17 protein-coding genes are annotated in these 20771 nt (G+C 48.2%); 14 read left to right on the top strand and 3 right to left on the bottom strand.

Annotated features, from left to right (window positions below):
• Positions 1 to 629 precede the first annotated feature (629 nt).
• The 10 genes from guaB to trxA all read left to right on the top strand — a co-directional run bounded on the left by guaB (position 630) and on the right by trxA (position 11105).
• Complete coding sequence (guaB, locus tag NtB2_RS03640; protein ID WP_109245591.1) at positions 630 to 2111, top strand: IMP dehydrogenase; 1482 nt, start codon at positions 630 to 632, stop codon at positions 2109 to 2111.
• 139 nt (positions 2112 to 2250) lie between these two features.
• The gene (locus tag NtB2_RS03645; protein WP_109245592.1) at positions 2251 to 3054 is read left to right on the top strand and encodes a Cof-type HAD-IIB family hydrolase; all 804 of its coding nucleotides are present in this window, start codon (positions 2251 to 2253) and stop codon (positions 3052 to 3054) included.
• Positions 3055 to 3066: 12 nt separating this feature from the next.
• Positions 3067 to 3654, top strand: a complete 588-nt coding sequence (locus NtB2_RS03650) for a peptidylprolyl isomerase (RefSeq protein WP_109245593.1) — start codon at positions 3067 to 3069, stop codon at positions 3652 to 3654.
• Between the two features lies 1 nt (position 3655).
• On the top strand, positions 3656 to 4060 hold the full coding sequence (locus tag NtB2_RS03655) for a CvfD/Ygs/GSP13 family RNA-binding post-transcriptional regulator (RefSeq protein ID WP_109245594.1): 405 nt from the start codon (positions 3656 to 3658) through the stop codon (positions 4058 to 4060).
• Between the two features lie 11 nt (positions 4061 to 4071).
• Positions 4072 to 4677: a TVP38/TMEM64 family protein gene (locus NtB2_RS03660; protein WP_109245595.1), complete on the top strand. Its 606-nt coding sequence runs from the start codon at positions 4072 to 4074 to the stop codon at positions 4675 to 4677.
• 149 nt (positions 4678 to 4826) lie between these two features.
• Positions 4827 to 6128, top strand: coding sequence for an FtsW/RodA/SpoVE family cell cycle protein (locus NtB2_RS03665; RefSeq protein ID WP_109245596.1), 1302 nt, complete (start codon positions 4827 to 4829; stop codon positions 6126 to 6128).
• 186 nt (positions 6129 to 6314) lie between these two features.
• On the top strand, positions 6315 to 7763 hold the full coding sequence (abc-f, locus tag NtB2_RS03670; RefSeq protein WP_109245597.1) for a ribosomal protection-like ABC-F family protein: 1449 nt from the start codon (positions 6315 to 6317) through the stop codon (positions 7761 to 7763).
• A gap of 19 nt (positions 7764 to 7782) precedes the next feature.
• Positions 7783 to 8346 carry a CvpA family protein gene (locus tag NtB2_RS03675; RefSeq protein ID WP_109245598.1) on the top strand — a complete coding sequence of 188 codons (564 nt, stop codon included), beginning with the start codon at positions 7783 to 7785 and terminating at the stop codon, positions 8344 to 8346.
• Positions 8347 to 8363: 17 nt separating this feature from the next.
• Entirely contained in the window at positions 8364 to 10700 is a 2337-nt protein-coding gene (locus tag NtB2_RS03680; protein ID WP_109245599.1) for an endonuclease MutS2, read from the top strand.
• Positions 10701 to 10790: 90 nt separating this feature from the next.
• Positions 10791 to 11105 (top strand): thioredoxin, encoded by a 315-nt coding sequence (trxA, locus tag NtB2_RS03685; RefSeq protein ID WP_109245600.1) that lies wholly within the window; start codon positions 10791 to 10793, stop codon positions 11103 to 11105.
• A 170-nt stretch (positions 11106 to 11275) separates the two neighbouring features.
• On the opposite strand, the gene NtB2_RS03690 is transcribed toward trxA, so the two are convergent.
• Positions 11276 to 11596, bottom strand: coding sequence for a type II toxin-antitoxin system RelE/ParE family toxin (locus NtB2_RS03690; protein WP_109245601.1), 321 nt, complete (start codon positions 11594 to 11596; stop codon positions 11276 to 11278).
• A 12-nt stretch (positions 11597 to 11608) separates the two neighbouring features.
• Positions 11609 to 11899, bottom strand: coding sequence for a type II toxin-antitoxin system Phd/YefM family antitoxin (locus NtB2_RS03695; RefSeq protein WP_109245602.1), 291 nt, complete (start codon positions 11897 to 11899; stop codon positions 11609 to 11611).
• A 122-nt stretch (positions 11900 to 12021) separates the two neighbouring features.
• Here NtB2_RS03695 and NtB2_RS03700 point away from each other — a divergent pair, with 122 nt between their 5' ends.
• From NtB2_RS03700 to NtB2_RS03710, 3 genes are read left to right on the top strand one after another with little or no spacing between them, the layout of a single operon-like run.
• The gene (locus NtB2_RS03700) at positions 12022 to 13875 is read left to right on the top strand and encodes an ABC-F family ATP-binding cassette domain-containing protein (RefSeq protein WP_109245603.1); all 1854 of its coding nucleotides are present in this window, start codon (positions 12022 to 12024) and stop codon (positions 13873 to 13875) included.
• A 41-nt stretch (positions 13876 to 13916) separates the two neighbouring features.
• Positions 13917 to 14609 (top strand): glutathione transferase, Atu5508 family, encoded by a 693-nt coding sequence (gene gst, locus NtB2_RS03705; protein WP_109245604.1) that lies wholly within the window; start codon positions 13917 to 13919, stop codon positions 14607 to 14609.
• Positions 14606 to 15448: a thymidylate synthase gene (locus NtB2_RS03710; protein WP_109245605.1), complete on the top strand. Its 843-nt coding sequence runs from the start codon at positions 14606 to 14608 to the stop codon at positions 15446 to 15448. Before gst ends, NtB2_RS03710 begins: the two co-directional genes overlap by 4 nt.
• Before the next feature lie 31 nt (positions 15449 to 15479).
• On the opposite strand, the gene NtB2_RS03715 is transcribed toward NtB2_RS03710, so the two are convergent.
• Complete coding sequence (locus NtB2_RS03715; RefSeq protein WP_109245606.1) at positions 15480 to 16094, bottom strand: TetR/AcrR family transcriptional regulator; 615 nt, start codon at positions 16092 to 16094, stop codon at positions 15480 to 15482.
• 238 nt (positions 16095 to 16332) lie between these two features.
• Here NtB2_RS03715 and NtB2_RS03720 point away from each other — a divergent pair, with 238 nt between their 5' ends.
• Positions 16333 to 20601: a 2-hydroxyacyl-CoA dehydratase gene (locus NtB2_RS03720; RefSeq protein ID WP_109245607.1), complete on the top strand. Its 4269-nt coding sequence runs from the start codon at positions 16333 to 16335 to the stop codon at positions 20599 to 20601.
• Positions 20602 to 20771: the final 170 nt, after the last annotated feature.

Genomic DNA, 20771 nt, shown 5'->3' on the forward strand with positions numbered 1-20771 from the left:
TAGAATCAAACATAAATCTTATCTTTCTTTCGGTATTTGTGTGGTTACTTATATCTTAGAGATAAGATTTTTCTTTTGCAAGAAAAAATCGTGTGGGACATTTCCCACACGATTTATTATAGAGCCAGAATAATTTGTGAAAGTCCCTTTCGGGGCTTTTTTGCTACAGTTTTGAGGCAAAAATGCGGCCTAAGAGAGCATTCTTGCCCAAAACTGTGCAAAGCTTTCCTTATTTATGCCTTGCAGGCAGCTTTGTCCCTTCGGGTTGGGGATGTTTCTAATAATGGAGTGCTCGGGGCTTGCTTGGCTAAGCTTTTGAGACAGCAATGCGACCAAGGGGAGCATTGAGGCCCAAAAGCTTCCAAGCAAGGTTACAAATAAAGAAAGCGAAGCTTTCTTCCGTACTTCGACTATTTCTAAGTGCCTCGACGGCTCCCGAAGGGAGACTAAGAGGGGCTTAGAGTTGCTCGAAGCTAGTTCCGCGAGCACCCACTACTAGAAACATCCCCAGCTCAAAGGGAATAGCCGACTGCAAGCCAATTCTATGCCTTGAAAAAAGAAAAGCTAAGTGTTAAAATAGTGAAAATACAAAAAGGCCAATGGCCAAAATAATTGGAGGATATTGATCAATGTCAAATTGGGAAACCAAGTTTTTGAAAAAAGGCTTTACTTTTGATGATGTACTGCTGATTCCTGCGGAATCACACGTTTTGCCAAATGAGGTGGATATGAAGACCCAGTTGGCCCCAAATTTGACCTTGAATATTCCCGTGATTTCAAGTGCCATGGATACGGTCACTGATTCAAAAATGGCGATTGCTATGGCCCGTCAGGGTGGGCTTGGCGTCATTCACAAAAACATGACCATCGAGCAACAGGCTGAAGAAGTCCACAAGGTAAAGCGTTCAGAGTCAGGTGTCATCACAGATCCTTTCTTCTTGACACCAGAACACATGATTCAAGAGGCTGAAGACCTGATGAGCACCTACCGTATCTCAGGTGTCCCAGTGGTTGAGACCCTTGAAAACCGCAAGCTGGTTGGGATTTTGACCAACCGTGACCTCCGCTTCATCTCAGACTATAATCAAAAGATTAAAAATGTGATGACGGCTGAAAACTTGGTGACAGCGCCAGTTGGCACAACTTTGGAAGACGCTCAAGCCATTCTCCAAAAACACCGGATTGAAAAATTGCCATTGGTTGATTCAGAAGGCCGTCTTTCTGGTTTGATTACCATCAAAGATATCGAGCGTGTGATTGAATTCCCTAATTCTGCCAAAGATTCTAAGGGACGTCTCTTAGTGGCTGCTGCCGTTGGGGTAACATCAGATACTTTCGACCGAGCAGAAGCCCTCTTCAATGCAGGTGCTGACGCAATTGTTATCGATACAGCACACGGTCATTCAGCTGGTGTCCTCCGCAAGATTGCAGAAATCCGTGACCACTTTCCAGACAAGACCCTGATTGCAGGGAATATTGCGACGGCTGAAGGTGCCCGTGCCCTTTTTGAAGCAGGGGTTGACGTGGTCAAGGTCGGTATCGGCCCTGGATCAATCTGTACGACCCGTGTCGTTGCCGGTGTCGGTGTGCCACAGATTACTGCTATTTACGACGCTGCAGGTGTAGCTCGTGAATACGGCAAGAAGATCATCGCTGACGGTGGGATCAAGTACTCTGGCGATATCGTCAAAGCCCTCGCGGCAGGTGGTGATGCGGTAATGCTCGGCTCAATGCTTGCAGGTACTGACGAAGCACCAGGTGAAGTTGAAATTTACCAAGGCCGTAAGTATAAGACTTACCGTGGTATGGGTTCACTTGCAGCCATGAAGAAAGGGTCTAGCGACCGTTACTTCCAAGGTGCAGTCAATGAAGCTAACAAGCTGGTCCCAGAAGGCATCGAAGGTCGCGTGGCCTACAAGGGCACTGCTTCAGATATCGTCTTCCAAATGATTGGTGGCCTGAAATCAGGTATGGGCTACACTGGTGCAGCCAATCTCGACATGCTCCATGAAAATGCTCAATTTATCGAAATGTCAGGTGCTGGACTTAAGGAAAGCCATCCACACGATGTGCAAATCACTAAAGAAGCCCCTAACTATAGCGTACAATAAGAAAAAGGCTAGTGTTCTAGCTTTTTTATTTTCACCAAAAACCGTCTAGCTGAGCAAAGAAGCTGTTTTCATCCCGCTTTTCAGACGTGGCATTTAAGGGAAGAAACTGATATAATTAAGACTAAGTAAGGAGTTCAGGATGACAGATTTATTAGACAAGGCTTCAAAAATTAAGATTATCTTCTTTGATATTGATGACACACTGAGGGTCAAGACGACGAGCTTCATGCCTGAGTCCATCAAGCGAGTCTTTAGCGCCCTCAAGGCCAAGGACATCCTGACTGGGATTGCGACAGGTCGCAATCTCTACGGTGTCGTCCCTGAGATCCGGGCCCTAAATCCAGACTTCTTGGTGACCATCAACGGAGCCTATGTCGAAGACGGCAAACACCAGCCCATCTACCAGCAGTCCTTTTCAGACGAGCTGGTGGAGGGTATCGTTGATTGGATGAAGGCTGAAAAGAGCGACTATGCCTATGTCGCGGCTGACGACCTCCGGGTATCAGCCTGGAATGACCTGATTGATGAAGCCATCCAGCCGATTTATGGGACCCTCAAGGTAGAGCCAGATTATTATCAGTCTGAGAAAGTCTATCAGATGCTGACCTTCTCGGACCATGATGACAAGATTAAATTGCCTGAAAGCTTAGTCAAAGAAGTCCGCCTGGTCCGCTGGCATGAGCATAGCTCAGACATTGTGCCGGTCGAAGGCAGTAAGGCCATCGGCTGTCAGAAGGTCCTTGACCAGCTAGGACTCAAGCCTGAAGAGGCCATGAACTTTGGCGATGGCCTCAACGACCGGGAGCTCTTTGACTGGGCTGGCCTCTCTGTGGCCATGGAAGTCTCTCATCCTGAAATTTTAGAAAAGGCCGACTACATTACCGACAAGGTCGAGAATGACGGCATTCTAAAAGCTTTACAAGAATTAAAAATTATAGATTAAAGAGGAAATACAATGACATATCCACAAACTGACCTGAACAATGTAAAAGGCCCTAAGGCCACAATCCACACCAATTTTGGCGACCTCAATATCCAACTCTTTGAAGAACAAGCTCCAAAAACTGTCAAAAACTTTGTTGAACTCAGCAAAAAAGGCTACTATGACGGCGTGATTTTCCACCGGATCATCAAGGACTTTATGATTCAGGGTGGTGACCCTACAGGGACCGGCATGGGTGGTGAGTCTATCTATGGCTCAAAATTTGAAGATGAATTTTCGACAGATGTCTTCAACATCCGCGGAGCCCTCTCTATGGCTAATGCTGGCCCAAATACCAACGGTAGCCAGTTCTTTATCGTCCAAAACAAGAACCTGCCTTATCCTAAGGACGCCCTCCTTGAAGGTGGTTGGCCTGAAGAAGCAGCAGACGCCTACCAAAATGGCGGTACACCTCATTTGGATGGCCGTCATACCGTCTTTGGCCAGCTCGCTGACGAAGCTTCCTACAAGGTCCTCGACGACATTGCAGCCACTGAGACAGGGGCTCAAGACCGGCCAGTCAAGGATGTTGTGATTGAAGGCATCGATATTACTGAATAAAATGGACAAGAATGTAAAAATTGGAGATGTCGTTGAGGCTGAAATCATCGGTTTGCAGGACTATGGTTGCTTTGTGAAATTTCATATCACTGCTGAAAAAATCCTGGAATACAAGGGCCTCATCCACATCTCTGAAATCCAATCTGGCTTCATCAAAAATATCCACGAAGTGGTCAAGCTCAATCAAAAAATTAAGGCTCAAATCATTGATATTGATGAGTACTCAGGAAAAATCAGTCTCTCTATGCGGAGCCTAGAAGAGGCCCCTAAGGTCCACCACTACTATCGGAAGAAATATTTCACAGATAACCGCTTAAATATTGGCTTTTCAAGCTTAGACAAGCATTTGAAGGACTGGGTGCGGGAAAATGAAGCTTATTTGAGCCAACAACAAAAGCGGAAGTAGAGGGTCTGCCTTTGAATGAACAAGTCTTAAAATATGTGAAAAGGACCTTTAATATCCTGACCATACTGGGACTGGTGGCGACCATTGTCGGCGGCATCTACCTTTGGAGGATAGGGGCCTTTCAAAATCAAGAGGCCCTCAGGCAGGTCATTTTGGCCCATCATTACATGGGACCGCTGATTTTCTTTTGCCTGCAAATCCTGCAGGTGATTGTCCCGATTATCCCGGGTGGCATCACGATGGCGGCTGGTGTTCTCATCTTTGGCCCGGTCTGGGGCTTTATCTACAACTACGTCGGCATTGTCCTTGGCTCCCTCCTTCTGTTTTATTTTGGAAAGAAGTATGGCCAGAGCTTGGTCAAGACCTTCATCAAGGAAAAGTCCTACAACAAGTACATGGGCTGGCTCGACAAGGGGCAGAAACGCTTTAATATCGTCTTTACCCTCTTGATTCTCTCGCCGGTCGCACCAGATGACGCCCTGGTCTTGATTGCCAGCCAGACCCGGATGAGCTGGAAGTATTTTACGCTGGTCATGTTTCTTTGTAAGCCCCTGCCCATCTTGTTTTATTCTTATTTCCTGATTTTTGGGGGAGATTTTATTGGGCATTTCTTATAAATAGCTACTATAGAGTGGAACGCAACGAACCTTATCTGAACTCTTAACTCCCTGTTGAGAGTTTTTTCATTTTCATTTTTATCCAAAAGTTAAGCAAAAAAAGGTATAATAGAAAGGAAATTCTAGTGAAGTGATAGAGAGGGAATAAAATGCCCGAAGCAATAAATAATAAAGCAAAAAATAAAGCGAAAAATAAACAAGTCAGACGATTTACCTTTGACAGCCGGATTGACTATGCCGTCATCCTCCCGGTCCTCCTTTTGATCGTGATTGGCCTCTATGCCCTCTGGGTGGCCGTTTCTCATGATTATCCTAACCAGGCGATGACCTTCGTCCTCCAGCAGGGCTCCTGGGTCATCATCGGCCTGGTCATTGCCTTTCTGGTCATGCACCTCGATGCCAAGTGGCTCTGGCAGTTGACACCAGCCTTTTATTTCATCGGCCTGGCCTTATTGGTCCTCCCGCTCTTCTTATTTGACCCCAATCTGGTCGCCTCGACCGGGGCGAAAAACTGGGTCTCTATTGGAGGCCATACCCTCTTCCAGCCCTCAGAGTTCATGAAGATTACCTATATCCTTATGCTCTCCCGCTGGATTGTGAGTTTTCAAGATAAGTTAGAGACCCGTGAGCTCAAGGACGACTTCCGCCTGATTGGCCGGCTTTTCCTGGCCACATTGCCCGTCGCCGTCCTTAGTGTTTTCCAACATGACTTCGGGACCTTCCTGGTCTTCGTTGTCATCCTGGCTGGTTTGATTCTGGTTTCAGGTGTTTCCTGGAAGATTATCCTGCCGGCAGTCCTCGCTGTTGTCCTGATCATTGTCGCTGTTGTCCTCCTGGTCATGAATCCGACAGGTCAAAAATTCCTAGGCGAGGTCTTCAGTCAGTACCAGGTTAACCGCTTTGTCGCCTGGCTCCATCCTTTTGAATACACAGAGACCTTCTCTGCCCAGCAGGCTGCTGCCCTGACGTCGGTCGGCATTGGTGGCCTCTTTGGAAAGGGCCTTGGCATGGCCAATGTCCACGTCCCTGTCCGTGAGTCAGACATGATTTTTACCGTCATTGGCGAAGATTTTGGCTTCATTGGTGGTGTGGTCGTGATTGTCCTTTATTTCATCCTGATTGCCCGGATGATTCGTGCGACCTTCCAGTCCAACAACCCCTTCTATACCTACATTTCGACCGGTTTTATCATGTTATTACTCTTCCACGTCTTTGAAAATATCGGGGCTGCCATTGGCGTCGTGCCACTGACCGGAATTCCACTGCCCTTCATTTCTCAAGGGGGGTCAGCCCTCATGGCTGACCTGATTGGTGTCGGCCTCGTCTTGTCGATGAAGTATAATCAGCTCCCTGACTGGTTCAATGCCAGAGACCAGGCCAGACGAAATCTGGAGATTAAGAAGAACAAGCGACGGCGGGCCAAGGCCAGCCAAATGGCTTCTAAGTCTTGACAGGTCTTCGGACTTATGATAGACTGATGCTATCATTTATCGGAGGTAAGGTCTATTGATTCTTTAAGTCACTGTACAATTTAACATTCCATATCGCATGGTTTTTTGTCAGGACTTAAAGAAGAGAGAGATTGACCTTTTATTATCATAAAAGCTCTTTTTGCAGTCCTGTGAAAGGAGTTTTTTATGTCCAATATTCACATTTCATCACTCAATCTATCTTATGGCTCCAAGGTCATCTTTGACAATGCTGAGCTCAATATCGACCTCAGCTGGCAACTGGGCCTAGTCGGTAGAAACGGCCGGGGAAAGACTAGCCTGCTTAAGCTTCTGGCAGAGCGAATCCCAGTCAGTCAGTACTTTCCGCAGACAATCCCAAACCCCAGCCAGCTGACCTTCTACCTGCTCCAGGATCTAATCGCTGTCGAGCAATGGCAGATCGAGCGGGAACTCAATCTTCTCAAGGTCGATTTGGACTGCCTTTGGCGACCTTTTGAGAGCCTCTCTGGTGGCGAGAAGACCAAGTGCTTGCTGGCCCTGCTCTTTCTTGATGAGGGAGGATTTTCCCTGATTGATGAGCCGACCAATCATCTGGACCAGGCTTCAAGAGAGGATTTGCTCTATTATCTCAATCAAAAAAAGTCTGGCTTTATCATCGTCAGCCATGACCGTGACTTTCTCAATCGGGCGACCGACCATACGCTAGCCATCGAGCGACAGGACATCCGTCTTTATCAGGGCAATTATGCGACCTATGAGGCGGAAAAGGCCTTGACAGACCAGCAAGAAGCCAGTGAAAATCAAAAGCACGAACGTGAAATCGCCAGGCTCAAGCTCACCGCCAGAAGCAAGGCCGACTGGTCGGGCAAGCGGGAGAAGTCTAAAAACAAAGGCGAGTTCTCAGACAACGGCTTTGAATCGGCCAGGGCTGCTCGGATGATGAAAAAGTCCAAACAACTTGAGCGAAGGCTCCAGCAGGAAATCACAGAAAAAGAAGGCCTCCTGAAGAACATCGAGAAGATTAATCCGCTGACTATGAATACCAAAAAGAGCAAGAGTCCTGTATTACTGAGCCTCGAGGAAGTCATCCTCTCTTATGATCAGCCCCTCTTTGAGCCCGTCAGCCTTGACCTAAAAGCTGGCGACATCCTGTCTATCGAAGGACCTAATGGCTCAGGCAAGACCAGCCTCCTAAAGGCGATATTATCAGATTTTGATGCTAGTCTATCCGGAGAGATTAAAAAAGCGCATCAACTTAAAATCTCCTACCTCAGTCAGAATCAGAGCTACAGAGGCCAGCTAAGAGACTTGGCCGAATACTATCATCTGGACCTCGAGCTCTTTTATAACAATCTCAGAAAACTCGGACTCGAGCGAAAGAGCTTTGAACAGGCTATCGAGAGCATGAGCCAGGGCGAGCAGAAGCGGGTCGCCCTCGCCAAGTCCCTCACAGAGTCGGCTGAGCTCTATCTCTGGGACGAACCCTTAAATTATTTGGACGTCTTTAATCAAGACCAGTTGATTGACCTGATTCATCAACATCGGCCCAGCATGATTCTGATAGAGCACGACCGGCGATTCCTAGAGGCTGTCAGGGCCGAGACTATCCAGCTCGCTCCTACGCAAAGTCGCTGAAATATGGTAAAATAAGAGCATGATTATAAATCTCGTCATCATTATCCTCTTGATTTGGGCCTTTATGATTGGCTATTCAAGAGGCCTGATTTTACAGGTCATCTATAGTCTGGCAGCCCTTGTGGCCGCAGTTATTGCAGGGATTGGCTATCAGGGTCTGGCTAAGACGCTGACGAGCTGGGTGCCCTTTGCCAGTGCGACGCAGGACTCTAAGCTCTTGTTTTTTGGAAATCCCCAGCTCTTGTTTCGTGCCGACGATGCCTTTTACGCTGGCTTGGCCTTCCTGATTATCTTTCTGGTCGTCTTTACGATTGCCCGCCTGCTGGGCCTCCTACTCCATATTGTTGCCATGCCTTTTGGGCGAAAGGGCAAGATTATTGCCGGTATCCTAGGCCTTGCGACGACCTATTTTGGCCTCCAGATGGCCTTTACCCTATTGGCCCTTGTGCCGATGGGCAATGTCCAAGAACAGCTCTACGCTTCAGGACTGGTCCGCTTTATGGTCCTCCACACACCGATTAGCTCGAGCATCTTGCAAAATACCTTTATCCAAAACATCACACATCTCAATCCTCTGGGTTGAGTTTTATTTGAGAAATTATGAATTCAAAAATATTAAATATCCTGGAATTTGACCAGGTCAAGGCCCAGTTTGAGTCTGGCCTTGTCACAGCCCAGGGCAAGCAGGAGCTGGCTGAGCTTCAGCCCTTGATCAGCCGAAAAAAAATCCAGGCCCTCTTTGATGAGATGGCTGATTTTCAGGCTTTGCAACAAGAAAACGGGCCGATCGGTCTTAGCAAGACCACTGACCTCTCAGAGAGCCTCCGCCGCCTAGAGCTAGACGCTAGCCTTAACGGTCCTGAGTTTGCAGAAATTAAAAAAGTCATCCAAGCAGGCATTAATTTGACCCGCTATTTTGAGGCTGCGGTCAATGTTCAAGTGCCAAGCCTAGAGGACTTGTTTGGAAAGTTCATTGACCTCTCAAGTCAGAATGCCGCCCTGAGTATCTTTGATGCGGCCGGTAGCATTTATGATGAGGCCTCAGCAGCACTTCTCAGTATTCGGACCAGCATTAAGCGGCATCAGTCCGATATCCGTAAAATCATGCAGGAGCTCCTGTCTAAGAACACGAGCTATCTCACAGAGTCCATCGTGACTATCCGTAATGACCGGCAGGTCCTGCCAGTACGTGCAGAGAGTAAAAACCGAATTCCCGGTGTGGTGCACGACATGTCAGCTTCTGGCCAGACCCTCTATATTGAGCCTAATGCTGCAGTCGCTGCCAACAACGCCCTCCATCAAAAGCGGATTGAGGAGAAAAATGAAATTGCAAGAATTCTTCAGGCTCTTGCCGAAGAACTCAAGCCGCATACAGAAGACATCCGCCAAAACGCCTGGCTGATTGGTCATATTGACCTGATTGCTGCAAAGGTCGACTATATGGTCAAATCCAAAGCCAGCATCCCCGAGCTTTCTAGCAAAAAGACCATCAAGCTCTTTGAGGCCCGCCATCCCCTGATTGACCCTAAGGTCGTTGTGGCCAACACGATTGATTTTGACGAACAGCTCAATAGCATTGTCATCACAGGCCCGAATACAGGTGGGAAGACGATTACCCTCAAAACGGTCGGCCTGCTCAACCTGATGGCCCAGTCCGGCCTGCCGATTCCTGTTAAGCTGGGCAGTCGCCTGCATGTCTTTGATGACATCTTCGCGGACATCGGGGATGAGCAGTCCATCGAGCAGAGTCTGTCGACCTTCTCCAGCCACATGACCAATATTGTCAATATCCTGGCCAAGGCGACCGACAACAGCCTGGTCCTCTTTGATGAGCTTGGGGCAGGGACCGACCCTAAAGAGGGGGCAGCACTTGCCATTGCCATCCTTGAAGATTTAAGAAGTCGGAAAATTAAGAGCATGGCATCGACCCACTACCCTGAGCTCAAGGCCTACGGCGTCGAGACAGCTGGTGTCCTCAATGCCAGCATGGCCTTTGACATTGATGAAATGAAGCCGACCTACCGCCTACAACTTGGTGTACCTGGACGCTCCAATGCCCTTGAAATCTCAAGGCGTTTGGGCCTGCCGGAGAATATTGTCCAGGGGGCGAGCAGTCAGATTTCAGATTCTGAGCAGGATGTCAATCAGATGATTGCCCGCCTTGAAGAAAAGACGCTCGAAGTGGCTGAGCGGGCCGATAATATTCGCCAGCTAGAGCTGGACAATCAAAGGCTCCACAAGGACCTCAGCAAGGCCCTGAAACAGCTGGAACGCAACCGAGAGCATGAGATGGAAAAGGCCAGAAAAGAAGCTGAAGAGGTCGTCAAGACTGCCTCAGCTGAGGCCCAAGAAATTCTCAAACATCTTAATGAAAAGTCTCTCCTTAAACCACACGAGATTATCGCCGCCCGTGGCGAGCTTGAAGACCTGATTCCCAATGTGGATGTCAGCAAAAACAAGGTCCTCAAGAAGGCCAAAGCTCAGCGCGGCCTCAAGCAGGGGGCTGAAGTCATGGTCCTCGGCTATGGTCAACGTGGTAAACTGGTCCGCCTCGAAAAAGACGGCCGTTGGACCGTCCAGATGGGCTCTGCCACTACAAAGCTTGCCGAGTCAGAATTTGAATTGACCGAAGAAGAAAAGGCCAAGAACCAGCCCGCCAAGACCAAGCAGGTCAGCCGAAAGGTCAGCAATAATGTCAAGGCACAGCTCGACCTGCGGGGTATGCGCTATGAAGAGGCCGAGCTGGCCCTAGATAACTATATCGACCAGGCCCTGCTCGCCAATCTGATTCAAATCACGATTGTCCACGGGATTGGGACAGGGGTTATCCGTGAGATGGTCCAGAAGAAGCTCCAGAAACACCGCCATATCAAGGGTTACGAATATGCTCCGATTAATGCAGGAGGCTCTGGTGCGACGATCGCTACTCTAAAATGATAAATTCCCATCGACTTTACAAACAAATCTTTTGCAAATAAAAAAGCCTTGCTCTATAATAAGTCTATCATCTAATAAGGAGATCCAAAAATGGAATATACCGTAACTGACGCAACATTTGAAGAAGAAACAAAAGAAGGCCTCGTCCTCATCGATTTCTGGGCAACATGGTGTGGCCCTTGTCGCATGCAAGCCCCAATCTTGGAACAACTTTCAGAAGAACTTGACGAATCAGAACTTAAGATTGTCAAGATGGACGTTGATGAAAACCCAGGTACTGCTCAAAGCTTCGGCATCATGAGCATCCCTACTTTGATGTTCAAAAAAGACGGCGAAGTAGTGAAGCAGATCGTTGGAGTGCATACTAAGGCGCAATTGAAGAATTTGGTTGCTGAATTAGCATAATTGAAACAGGCTTAGGCCTGTTTTTTGTTTTCTCAGGAATTAGAGATTGCAAAAAAATCCCAGTCAAAAATGGATTTGGCTGGGATTTTTTTTTGCTCTCTATTATCTATAAATTCGCTAGTAAAGTATTGAAGCGGGCTGATATAGATACTTTATCTCTGGCCCTAGCCCTAAAAAAGGAGGGTATAATCCTGCTTCTGATGAATTATATGCTGGATAAAAACCATATCTCTTACTTCATCATAATGGTAGAGAATGACATAGCTACTTACTAGAAGTCGTCGAAAATCAACGCCCTCTGTGTCAATGCCAGGAATGAGATCGGTGAGTAGTGGGTAAGATTCAGGCCTTTGAGCAAGAAGCTTCATCTTATCATATAATGCAGTCAGTAAGTTTTTTTCAGCCTGAGGATTCTGAAGCGTGAAACGAAGGTAAAAACGGATGTTTTTAAGTTGTTCTTGAGCTTTGGGGAGGACTTTAACTTCTGTCATCAGGTCTCCTCCCTAGGTCCTGGGTCCTGTGCCCCAGTCTAAATCATCAATGTCAACGTAGTTTTCTTCTTCGACATCCTTCATTCCTTGGCGAAGGTCATTTTCTAGCTGACGAAGTTGCTTCCAGTATTCTTTTTCAACTTCAAGTTGATGAAAGTGATTGAGCATTTCTTCGGAAATGACAACGGCGTTCCTTCCGGTCTTTAGGGTAATCGTCAGTTCTTTTGAGTTATCAGCGACATCTTCGAGCAGATGAAAGAGGTTGGCCCTAAATTTTGTGGGCGTGGTGGCGAATTGTTCCATGCTGATCTCCTTTCAGATTCTTTATGTTCATTATAACGTACATCGGAAAACTCGTCAAATGACTTGCCCCCCGAATATGCTATAATTAAAAGCAAGTAAAAACAAGGGAAAACACAGTTAAAATGCCAGACTTCATTAGTAGCAATCTCACCAAATCCGTCGGCGATAAGACGGTCTTCAATAACATCAGCTTTATGATTCACGACCTGGACAGGATTGGCCTACTCGGAATCAACGGGACGGGGAAGACGACCCTCCTCAACGTTATCTCAGGCCAATCAGGCTTCGACGGAGACCGCTCTCCCTTTGATAAGCCCAGCAACTATAAGATTACCTACCTGACTCAAGAGCCTGATTTTAGCGAAGAAGACAGCATTCTTGAGGCGGTGCTTGATGACGAACTGCCACAAATGCGGGCGATTAAGGCTTATGAGGCGGCCCTGACAGACCTGGACAAGCTAGAAAACGCTCAGAGTCAGATGGATGCCCTGGATGCCTGGCAGGTAGAGGCGGATGTGAAGACGGTCCTATCAAAGTTAAAGCTTCCTGACCCGAGCACAAAAATCAAGGGCCTTTCTGGTGGCCAGAAGCGCCGAGTTCAGCTGGCTCAGGCCCTGGTCAACGACAGTGACCTACTGCTTTTGGATGAACCGACCAACCATCTGGACGTCGACACGATTGCCTGGCTACAAAATTACCTGAAAAATGCTAAGCGGACCGTCCTTTTCGTGACCCACGACCGTTATTTTTTGGATAATGTGGCAACCCGGATTTTTGAGCTGGACAACAGTCAACTCAAGGAGTACCAGGGTAATTATCAGGACTATCTGGCAAAGAAGGCCGAAGATGATGAGCGTGAGGCCGCGGCGACCCATAAGGCCAAGCAGCTCTACAAGTCAGAGCTGACCTGGATTCGCAAGTCTCCGCAAGCCCGGGCAACCAAGCAGCAGGCCAGAATCCAGCGTTTTGAGGACCTGGAAGACAGTCTGAAGACTGGGAAAGCCGAAGGCGACTTGGCTGTGAATATTGCCAGTCAACGTCTGGGTAAAAAGGTCATCAACTTTGAAGTGGCAGGCTTTAGCTATCCTGACCGTAAGATTTTCAGTGACTTTAACCTGATTGTCCAACCCCGGGCCCGGCTTGGGATTGTTGGCGACAACGGGGTCGGCAAGTCAACCCTGCTCAACATCATCGCAGGCGAGCTGGAGCTGACTTCTGGCAAGCTAGACATCGGCGAAACCGTTAATATTGGCTATTTCAGCCAGGAAATCCGTGGACTTGATGAAAATAAGCGCATCATTAATTTTCTAGAAGAAGTCGCTTCTGCCAGTCAATTAAAATCTGGCGAACAGCTTTCTGTCGTAAATTTGTTGGAGCAATTTCTCTTTCCACGTTCCACACATGGGACGCTTATTAGCAAGCTTTCTGGTGGCGAAAAGAAACGGCTCTATCTCTTGAAAATCCTGCTTCTCCAGCCTAATGTCCTCCTGCTTGATGAGCCGACCAATGACTTGGACATTGCGACCTTGACGGTCCTTGAAGACTTTCTGGCAGACTTCCCAGGGGCAGTCATAACGGTCAGTCACGACCGCTATTTCCAGGATAAGGTGTCGACGGAGCTTCTGGCCTTTGAAGAGGGAGCGATTAACCACTACTTTGGAGCTTATTCAGATTATCTGGCTGTGAAGTCAGAGGTAAAGGCAGAACTTCCAAAAATGGAAACGGATAGCAAGCCCGCGATCAGCCGCCGGCAAACGGAGAAAGTCCGCATGACCTATCAGGAAAAGCAGGAATGGGCAGTCATTGAAGATGAGATTGAGGCTTTGGAAAATCGCATTGAATCCATCAACGATGAAATGCTGGCCAATGGCTCGGATTCTGCCCTCTTGTCCGATCTTCAAAAGGAGCTGGACGAGAAGTCCGCCGAGCTTGAGGGCAAGTACGAACGCTGGGAGTATTTGTCTGAAAAAGCTTAGGCATTATGCTAAAATTGAGCTAAGAAATTGAGGAAATGAAAATGACTGAAAAAGTTGACTATACGCTCTATTACTGGCCGGTTCCCTTTCGGGGCCATTTCTTGCGGGCCATTTTGACCTATGCAGGGGCGAGCTGGACTGAAGGTGAGGACATTCCTGCTTTCATGCAAAAGACATCGGCTGAACAGCCCATTCCCTTTATGGGCCCTCCTTTTTTGATTGACCACGAGGCGGGTGACTTTGCGCTTTCCCAGATGCCTGCCATTGCCCTTTATCTTGGTGAACAGCTCGGCTTGATTCCTGATGATGCGACCAGCCGGGCAACGACCGTCAAGATTGTGGCCGATGCCAATGACCTGATTGATGAACTCACGCTTCAGGGTGGCCGTGAAATGTGGACAGCTGAGAAGTGGCAAGCCTTTTTGCCTCGATTTAAGAAGTGGATGAGCTTCTGGGAGGCAGAGTTGGCAGCTTCTAAGACGGGCCTCTTACTCGATACAGAAGATCTGACGGTCGCTGATATTGTCTCTGCTACGCTCTGGATGACCATGGCAGAACGCTTTGAGGATATTTATCAGCTATTGAAAGAAGAAGCCCCCCTAACCCTAGCCTATGCCCATGAAATCTGGCAGTTGCCCGTCTTTCAGAAGTTCTCTACGGACACTATCTCCAAATATGGAAACAGCTACTGTGGCGGACAAATCGAAGAGTCACTAAGAAAGGTTATTAAATGACGTTTGCTGACAAAATTTTCAAAGAAAATATCAAGAATATCATGGACAATGGCGTTTTCTCAGAGAATGCCCGGCCAAAATACAAGGATGGAAAAACCGCTAACAGCAAGTATATCACGGGTTCTTTTGTGACCTATGACTTGCAAAAAGGTGAGTTTCCCATCACAACCCTCCGCCCAATCCCTATCAAATCGGCCATCAAAGAGCTGATGTGGATCTACCAGGACCAGACCAGCGAGCTTTCAGTTTTAGAAGACAAGTACGGTGTGAAATACTGGGGCGAATGGGGCATCGGAGATGGCACGATTGGTCAGCGTTATGGGGCTACTGTCAAGAAGCATAATATTATCGGAAAATTGCTTGACGGCTTAGAAAAGAACCCCTGGAACCGCCGGAACATCATCAACCTATGGCAGTATGAGGACTTTGAAGAGACCGAAGGTCTCCTGCCTTGTGCCTTCCAGACCATGTTTGACGTCCGCCGTGAGGCTGACGGTGAGATCTATCTGGATGCGACCCTGATTCAACGGAGCAACGACATGCTGGTGGCCCATCACATCAATGCCATGCAATATGTGGCCCTGCAAATGATGATTGCTAAGCACTTTTCATGGAAGGTCGGTAAATTCTTCTATTTTGTCAACAATCTTCATATTTACGACAATCAGTTTGAGCAGGCGGCTGAACTCCTTAGCCGCGAGCCAATCTCTAACAAGGAGCCTCGCCTGGTCCTCAATGTACCAGATGGGACGAATTTCTTTGACATCAAGCCTGAGGATTTTGTGCTTGAGGACTACGAGCCTGTGAAGCCACAGCTTAAATTTGACTTGGCGATTTAATAATGAAAAAAACTGCCCTCTGGCAGTTTTTTCATATATCCCGTTCAATATTCACACCCAGGACCGTCAAATGGCCGTTAGAAATCAGCTTGATAATCAGTCTGGCAAAGTCATCCGGGCTCATGCTCTGGCTATCTGCATTGACCCACCACTTCATGGTGCCGGTCAAGATTGAGAGGATGTAGGAGAGGACGAAGTCATTGGGGACGATGATGTCTTCTTCTCTGACCTCGAGTTGGGCAAGGAGGCTTTCGTAGCGTTCGTTTAAGATGGCGAGGAAGCGGACGATGACCTTTTCGTCCTGGGCCTTGTCGATGACGATTTCGGCGAGCTCTGGATAGAGGCGGACGAAGCTGTAGAAGCGACTGAGCATGCCTTCAAGCTTTTTGACCTGGACTCGGTTTTCTTCGACGGGCTGTACCTCATCGAGGACAGCGATAAAGTCGATGATAAAGTCGTCAATCAGGCTGTCATAGAGGTCTTCCTTGTCGGCATAGTGGGCGTAGAAGGTCGCCCGGTTGATCATGGCAGTATCTGCGATTTCCTGGATGCTAATTTTTTCAAATTTTTTCTTTCTTAAAAGTTCAAAAAATGCCTGGCGGATCATGCTTCGGGTCCGTTTGATTCTCAGGTCTAATTTAGCCATTTCAACCTCCTGTTGTTTATCCATCATTTGATGAGAATCTGTTGCTTATATTATAAGCCATTCCAGAAATGGAAACACAGACTATCCTTGTCAAAGACTTTTGTCATAATTGACAGTTCGCCTAAGATTGTCGTATAAATCACATATCGCCCGAATATGATGATTCTATAAGACGGCCTATGTGATATAATTAACAATATATTAAATAAACAACAGCTTGTTGTTTCAGAGGTACAAGATGGAGAATTATCAGGCAGGGATTGATGTCGGCTCTACGACAGTCAAATTGGTCATTTTTAATGAAAATCGGGAGTTGATTTTCTCCCGCTACGAACGGCATTTTTCGGATGTTAAGGCGGCGACGGTTAAGGTCTTAAATGACTTTATGGCTGAGGCGGGCGACGTCCAGCTTTCGCTTGCCATCACGGGCTCAGGTGGGATGGGGCTTGCTGAAGTGCTGGATCTGCCCTTTGTCCAGGAGGTCATTGCCTCTAGTCTGACGATTGAGGCCTTGATTCCAGAGACGGATGTCATGATTGAGCTGGGTGGTGAAGATGCCAAGATGACCTTCTTTGACAATGGTAGTCAGGAGCTCCGGATGAACGGGACCTGTGCCGGCGGGACGGGGGCCTTTATCGACCAGATGGCAGCCCTGCTCAAGGTTGATGCTAACGGTGTCAATGAACTCGCTAAAAATTACGAAAAAATTTATCCTATCGCCAGCCGATGTGGTGTTTTTGCCAAGACCGACGTCCAGCCCCTGCTCAATGAAGGGGTCCGCAAGGAGGACATCGCAGCCAGCATCTACCAGGCCGTGGTCAATCAGACCATCGCAGGCCTTGCCAGTGGTCGTAAAATCAAGGGCAAGGTCGCCTTTCTCGGCGGTCCCCTCTACTTTATGAGCGAGCTCCGCAAGCGATTTATTGAAACACTGAATCTGGCCGACGAAGACGTGATTTTTCCAGAAAATCCCCAGCTCTTTGTGGCCATGGGGGCCGCTCTCAATGAAGAAAAGCGGGAGGCCAGTGTAAGCGAGCTGATTGCCGGTCTTCAAAATGATGCCAGTGACAGCCTGATTCCCCAGGACACGCTCGATCGTCTCTTTGAAAATGAAGCAGAGCTGACAGCCTTCCGTGCCCGCCATGCCCAGGCCTCTGCCAACTATAAAAACCTCTCAGACCACCATGGGCCGGCCTTTCTCGGGATTGATGCAGGCTCTACGACGACTAAGGTCGTCCTGATTGACGGCGAGGGGAATATTCTCTTTGACCACTATGGTTCCAATAATGGAGAACCGCTGGAGTCTGTGATTTTTGTCTTAAAAGCTCTCTACAAGCTCCTGCCTGAGGATGTCTACATCGCCAAGTCTGCTGTGACGGGCTACGGCGAGCATCTGATTAAGGCTGGCCTCAAGGTCGACCTGGGCGAGGTCGAGACCATGGCCCATTATAAGGCGGCTGATTACTTTAATCCAGGCGTTGACTTTATCCTCGACATCGGTGGTCAAGACATGAAGGCCATGCGGATTATTGATGGGGCTCTGAGCTCGATTTCACTGAACGAAGCCTGCAGTTCCGGATGTGGAAGTTTTATCGAGACCTTTGCTAATTCCCTCAAGTATGATGTGAAGGACTTTGCCCAGATTGCCCTGCTGGCAGAGCATCCGGTCAACCTTGGCTCTCGCTGTACCGTCTTTATGAATTCCAAGGTCAAGCAGGTCCAAAAGGAAGGGGCGACGGTTGGTGATATTTCAGCCGGTCTGTCTTACTCTGTCATCAAGAACGCCCTCTACAAGGTCATCAAGGTCAAACGGCCTGAAGAGCTGGGGGAGAAGATTGTCGTCCAAGGTGGGACCTTCTACAATGAGGCCGTCCTCCGTGCCTTTGAGAAAATCTCTGAGCGTGAGGTCGTCCGTCCTAGTATCGCAGGGCTCATGGGGGCCTACGGCTCTGCACTGATTGCCATGGAGCATGAAGTAGCCGGCGAGATGTCCGGCATGCTGAGCCTGGCTGAGCTTGAGGCCTTTAGTACGCAAAAGGAATTTATGGTCTGTGGACTCTGCGAAAACAACTGTAAGATGACGCTGACTGTCTTTAACGACGGCAGCAAGTTTGTCACAGGCAATCGCTGTGAACGGGGCCAGGAAAAGGCGACTGAAATCAAGCTTGACCGCTCTGACAAGAAGGTCAACCTGGTCGACTACAAATATAAAAAGCTCTTCAAATACCGGAGTCTGACCAAGAAGAAGCAGACCCAGGGCGAAATCGGGATTCCCCGTGTCTTGAACATGTATGAAAACTATCCCCTCTGGCATACCATGCTGACAGAGCTGGGCTTCCGGGTGGTGCTTTCGCCCCGCTCTGACAAGGAGCTCTTTGAAAAGGGTATTGAGACCATTCCTTCTGATACGGTCTGCTATCCGGCTAAACTCAGTCACGGACATATCCAAAGCCTGATTGACCAGGATGTCCCGGCGATCTTCTATCCAAGTGTCCTCTATGAGCAAGAAGAGCAGAAAAATGCCCAGAACCACTATAACTGCCCGATTGTCCAGTCTTATCCTGAGGTCATCAAGAACAATATGGATGAAATCAGAAATGGCGAGGTCAAGTACCTCCATCCATTTATTAACCTGGCCAATCCTGAAAGTATGGCGAAGAACCTCCAGGCCTCGCTGACTGAAAATGGCTATAGCTTTGAGCTGGAAGCAGTGGCTGAAGCTGTTAAACATGGCTTTGAAGCCATGGAGGCATTTAAGGCTGACCTCCGTGAAAAGGCTGAGGACTTGCTTGTCAAGATTAACCTGAACAAGGAAAAGGCCATCGTCCTCTCAGGTCGTCCTTATCATCTGGACCCTGAGATTAACCATGGGATTGCTGATATCATCACGCAAGAGGGCTTCCATGTCTTGACTGAAGACAGCATTGCCCACCTGGGCGAAGTGACTGGCCTGCGGGTTGTCAACCAGTGGGTCTACCACAGCCGTCTCTATGCGGCAGCTCATGTGGTTGTAAAAAATAAGAATCTGGAACTGGTCCAGCTCAACAGCTTTGGCTGTGGCCTTGACGCTGTCACCACCGACCAGGTCGAAGAAATCATGCGGGGCCACAACAAGCTCTATACGGTTCTCAAGATCGACGAAGGCTCCAACATGGGGGCCGTCCGCATCCGCCTGCGGAGCCTGAAGGCCGCCGTGGCTGAACGCTCAAGACAAAATATCGAGGCCACAGAAGAAATCAAGGAAATTCTGCCTGAAATCCCGACCTTTACTAAAGAAATGAAGGCTAAGCACACCCTGCTCATGCCGATGCTCTCGCCGATTCACCAGGAGGGCTTGATTGACCTGGCCTTTACGGCTTCTGGCTATAATGTCGTCGTCCTGCCTGAAACCCAACAGTCGGTTAACAACGGCCTCAAGTTCGTCAATAACGACTCCTGCTACCCGGCCATCATCACGATTGGTCAGTTGATTGAGGCTCTGAAATCCGGCGAATATGACGTGAACAATACTTCCGTCATGATGACCCAGACCGGTGGCGGATGCCGGGCGACCAACTATATCCCGCTTTTGCGGAAGGCCTTGATTGACGCTGGCTTCCCACAAGTTCCTGTAGTTTCCCTCTCTATGGGTAACCAGGGAACCGAGAAGACCGAAGGCTTCAAGATGACCGTGCCGATGATTACCCGGATGATGATTGCCGTCCTCTACGGCGACCTCTTTGAGCGGGTGGTCTACCGGACCCGCCCTTATGAGGCAGTCGAAGGCTCTGTCAACGCTCTGCATGCTAAATGGCTAAAGAAGGCAAGACATAACATCAAGTCTGCCTCTATCTTTGAGTTTAACCGCAATATGAAGCAGATTGTCAAAGAATTCGATGAAATCGAACTGCTCGATATCCAGAAGCCCCGTGTGGGCGTGGTCGGCGAGATTCTCGTCAAATACAGCAAGACGGCCAATAATGACATCGTCTCCATCATCGAAGAAGAAGGTGGCGAGGCGGTCGTCCTTGACTTGATTGGCTTTATGAACTACAGCCTCTACAATCAAATCTGGAAATCCGATGAAATCGGCTTTGCTAAGAAAAATAAATTGTTTGCACAAACTTTCTTGGGCATTATCAATATGCTTGAAAAGCCAATGGATAAGGCACTGCGGAAGTCTCAGCGTTTTGATGGGATTGAGTCCATCTATGAGATTGCGGCCAATACTGAGGACATCATCTCAGTCGGCAATCACACTGGCGAAGGCTGGTTCTTGACTGGCGAGATGATCGAGCTTCTGCAGAAGGGCGTGAAGAATATCGTCTGCCTGCAACCTTTTGGTTGCCTGCCTAATCACATTGTCGGCAAGGGGATGATGAAGGAACTCCGCCGGCAATATCCTGGGGCGAATTTGGCTCCGATTGATTATGACCCAGGTGTGTCTGCGGTGAATCAGTTGAACCGGATTCGTTTGATGATGGCGACAGCTAAGAAGGCTGTTAAAGAAGAAGTTGTTAGTGTTTGATGCGGTGGCTTCTCTTTAGGGACATTTCTTTCACTTCACTTGCGGATTTTATTTGAGAATATGTAAAAAACTTCATGGCGCTTGCTGTGAAGTTTTTAATGTAATCAGGAAGGCGTGTTCTAAAATGAATGATAATGAGACTAGGTTATTGTTTTTAGACTAAAAATTAA

This window comes from Lactococcus termiticola, from assembly GCF_003116835.1.
Classification (GTDB): domain Bacteria; phylum Bacillota; class Bacilli; order Lactobacillales; family Streptococcaceae; genus Lactococcus; species Lactococcus termiticola.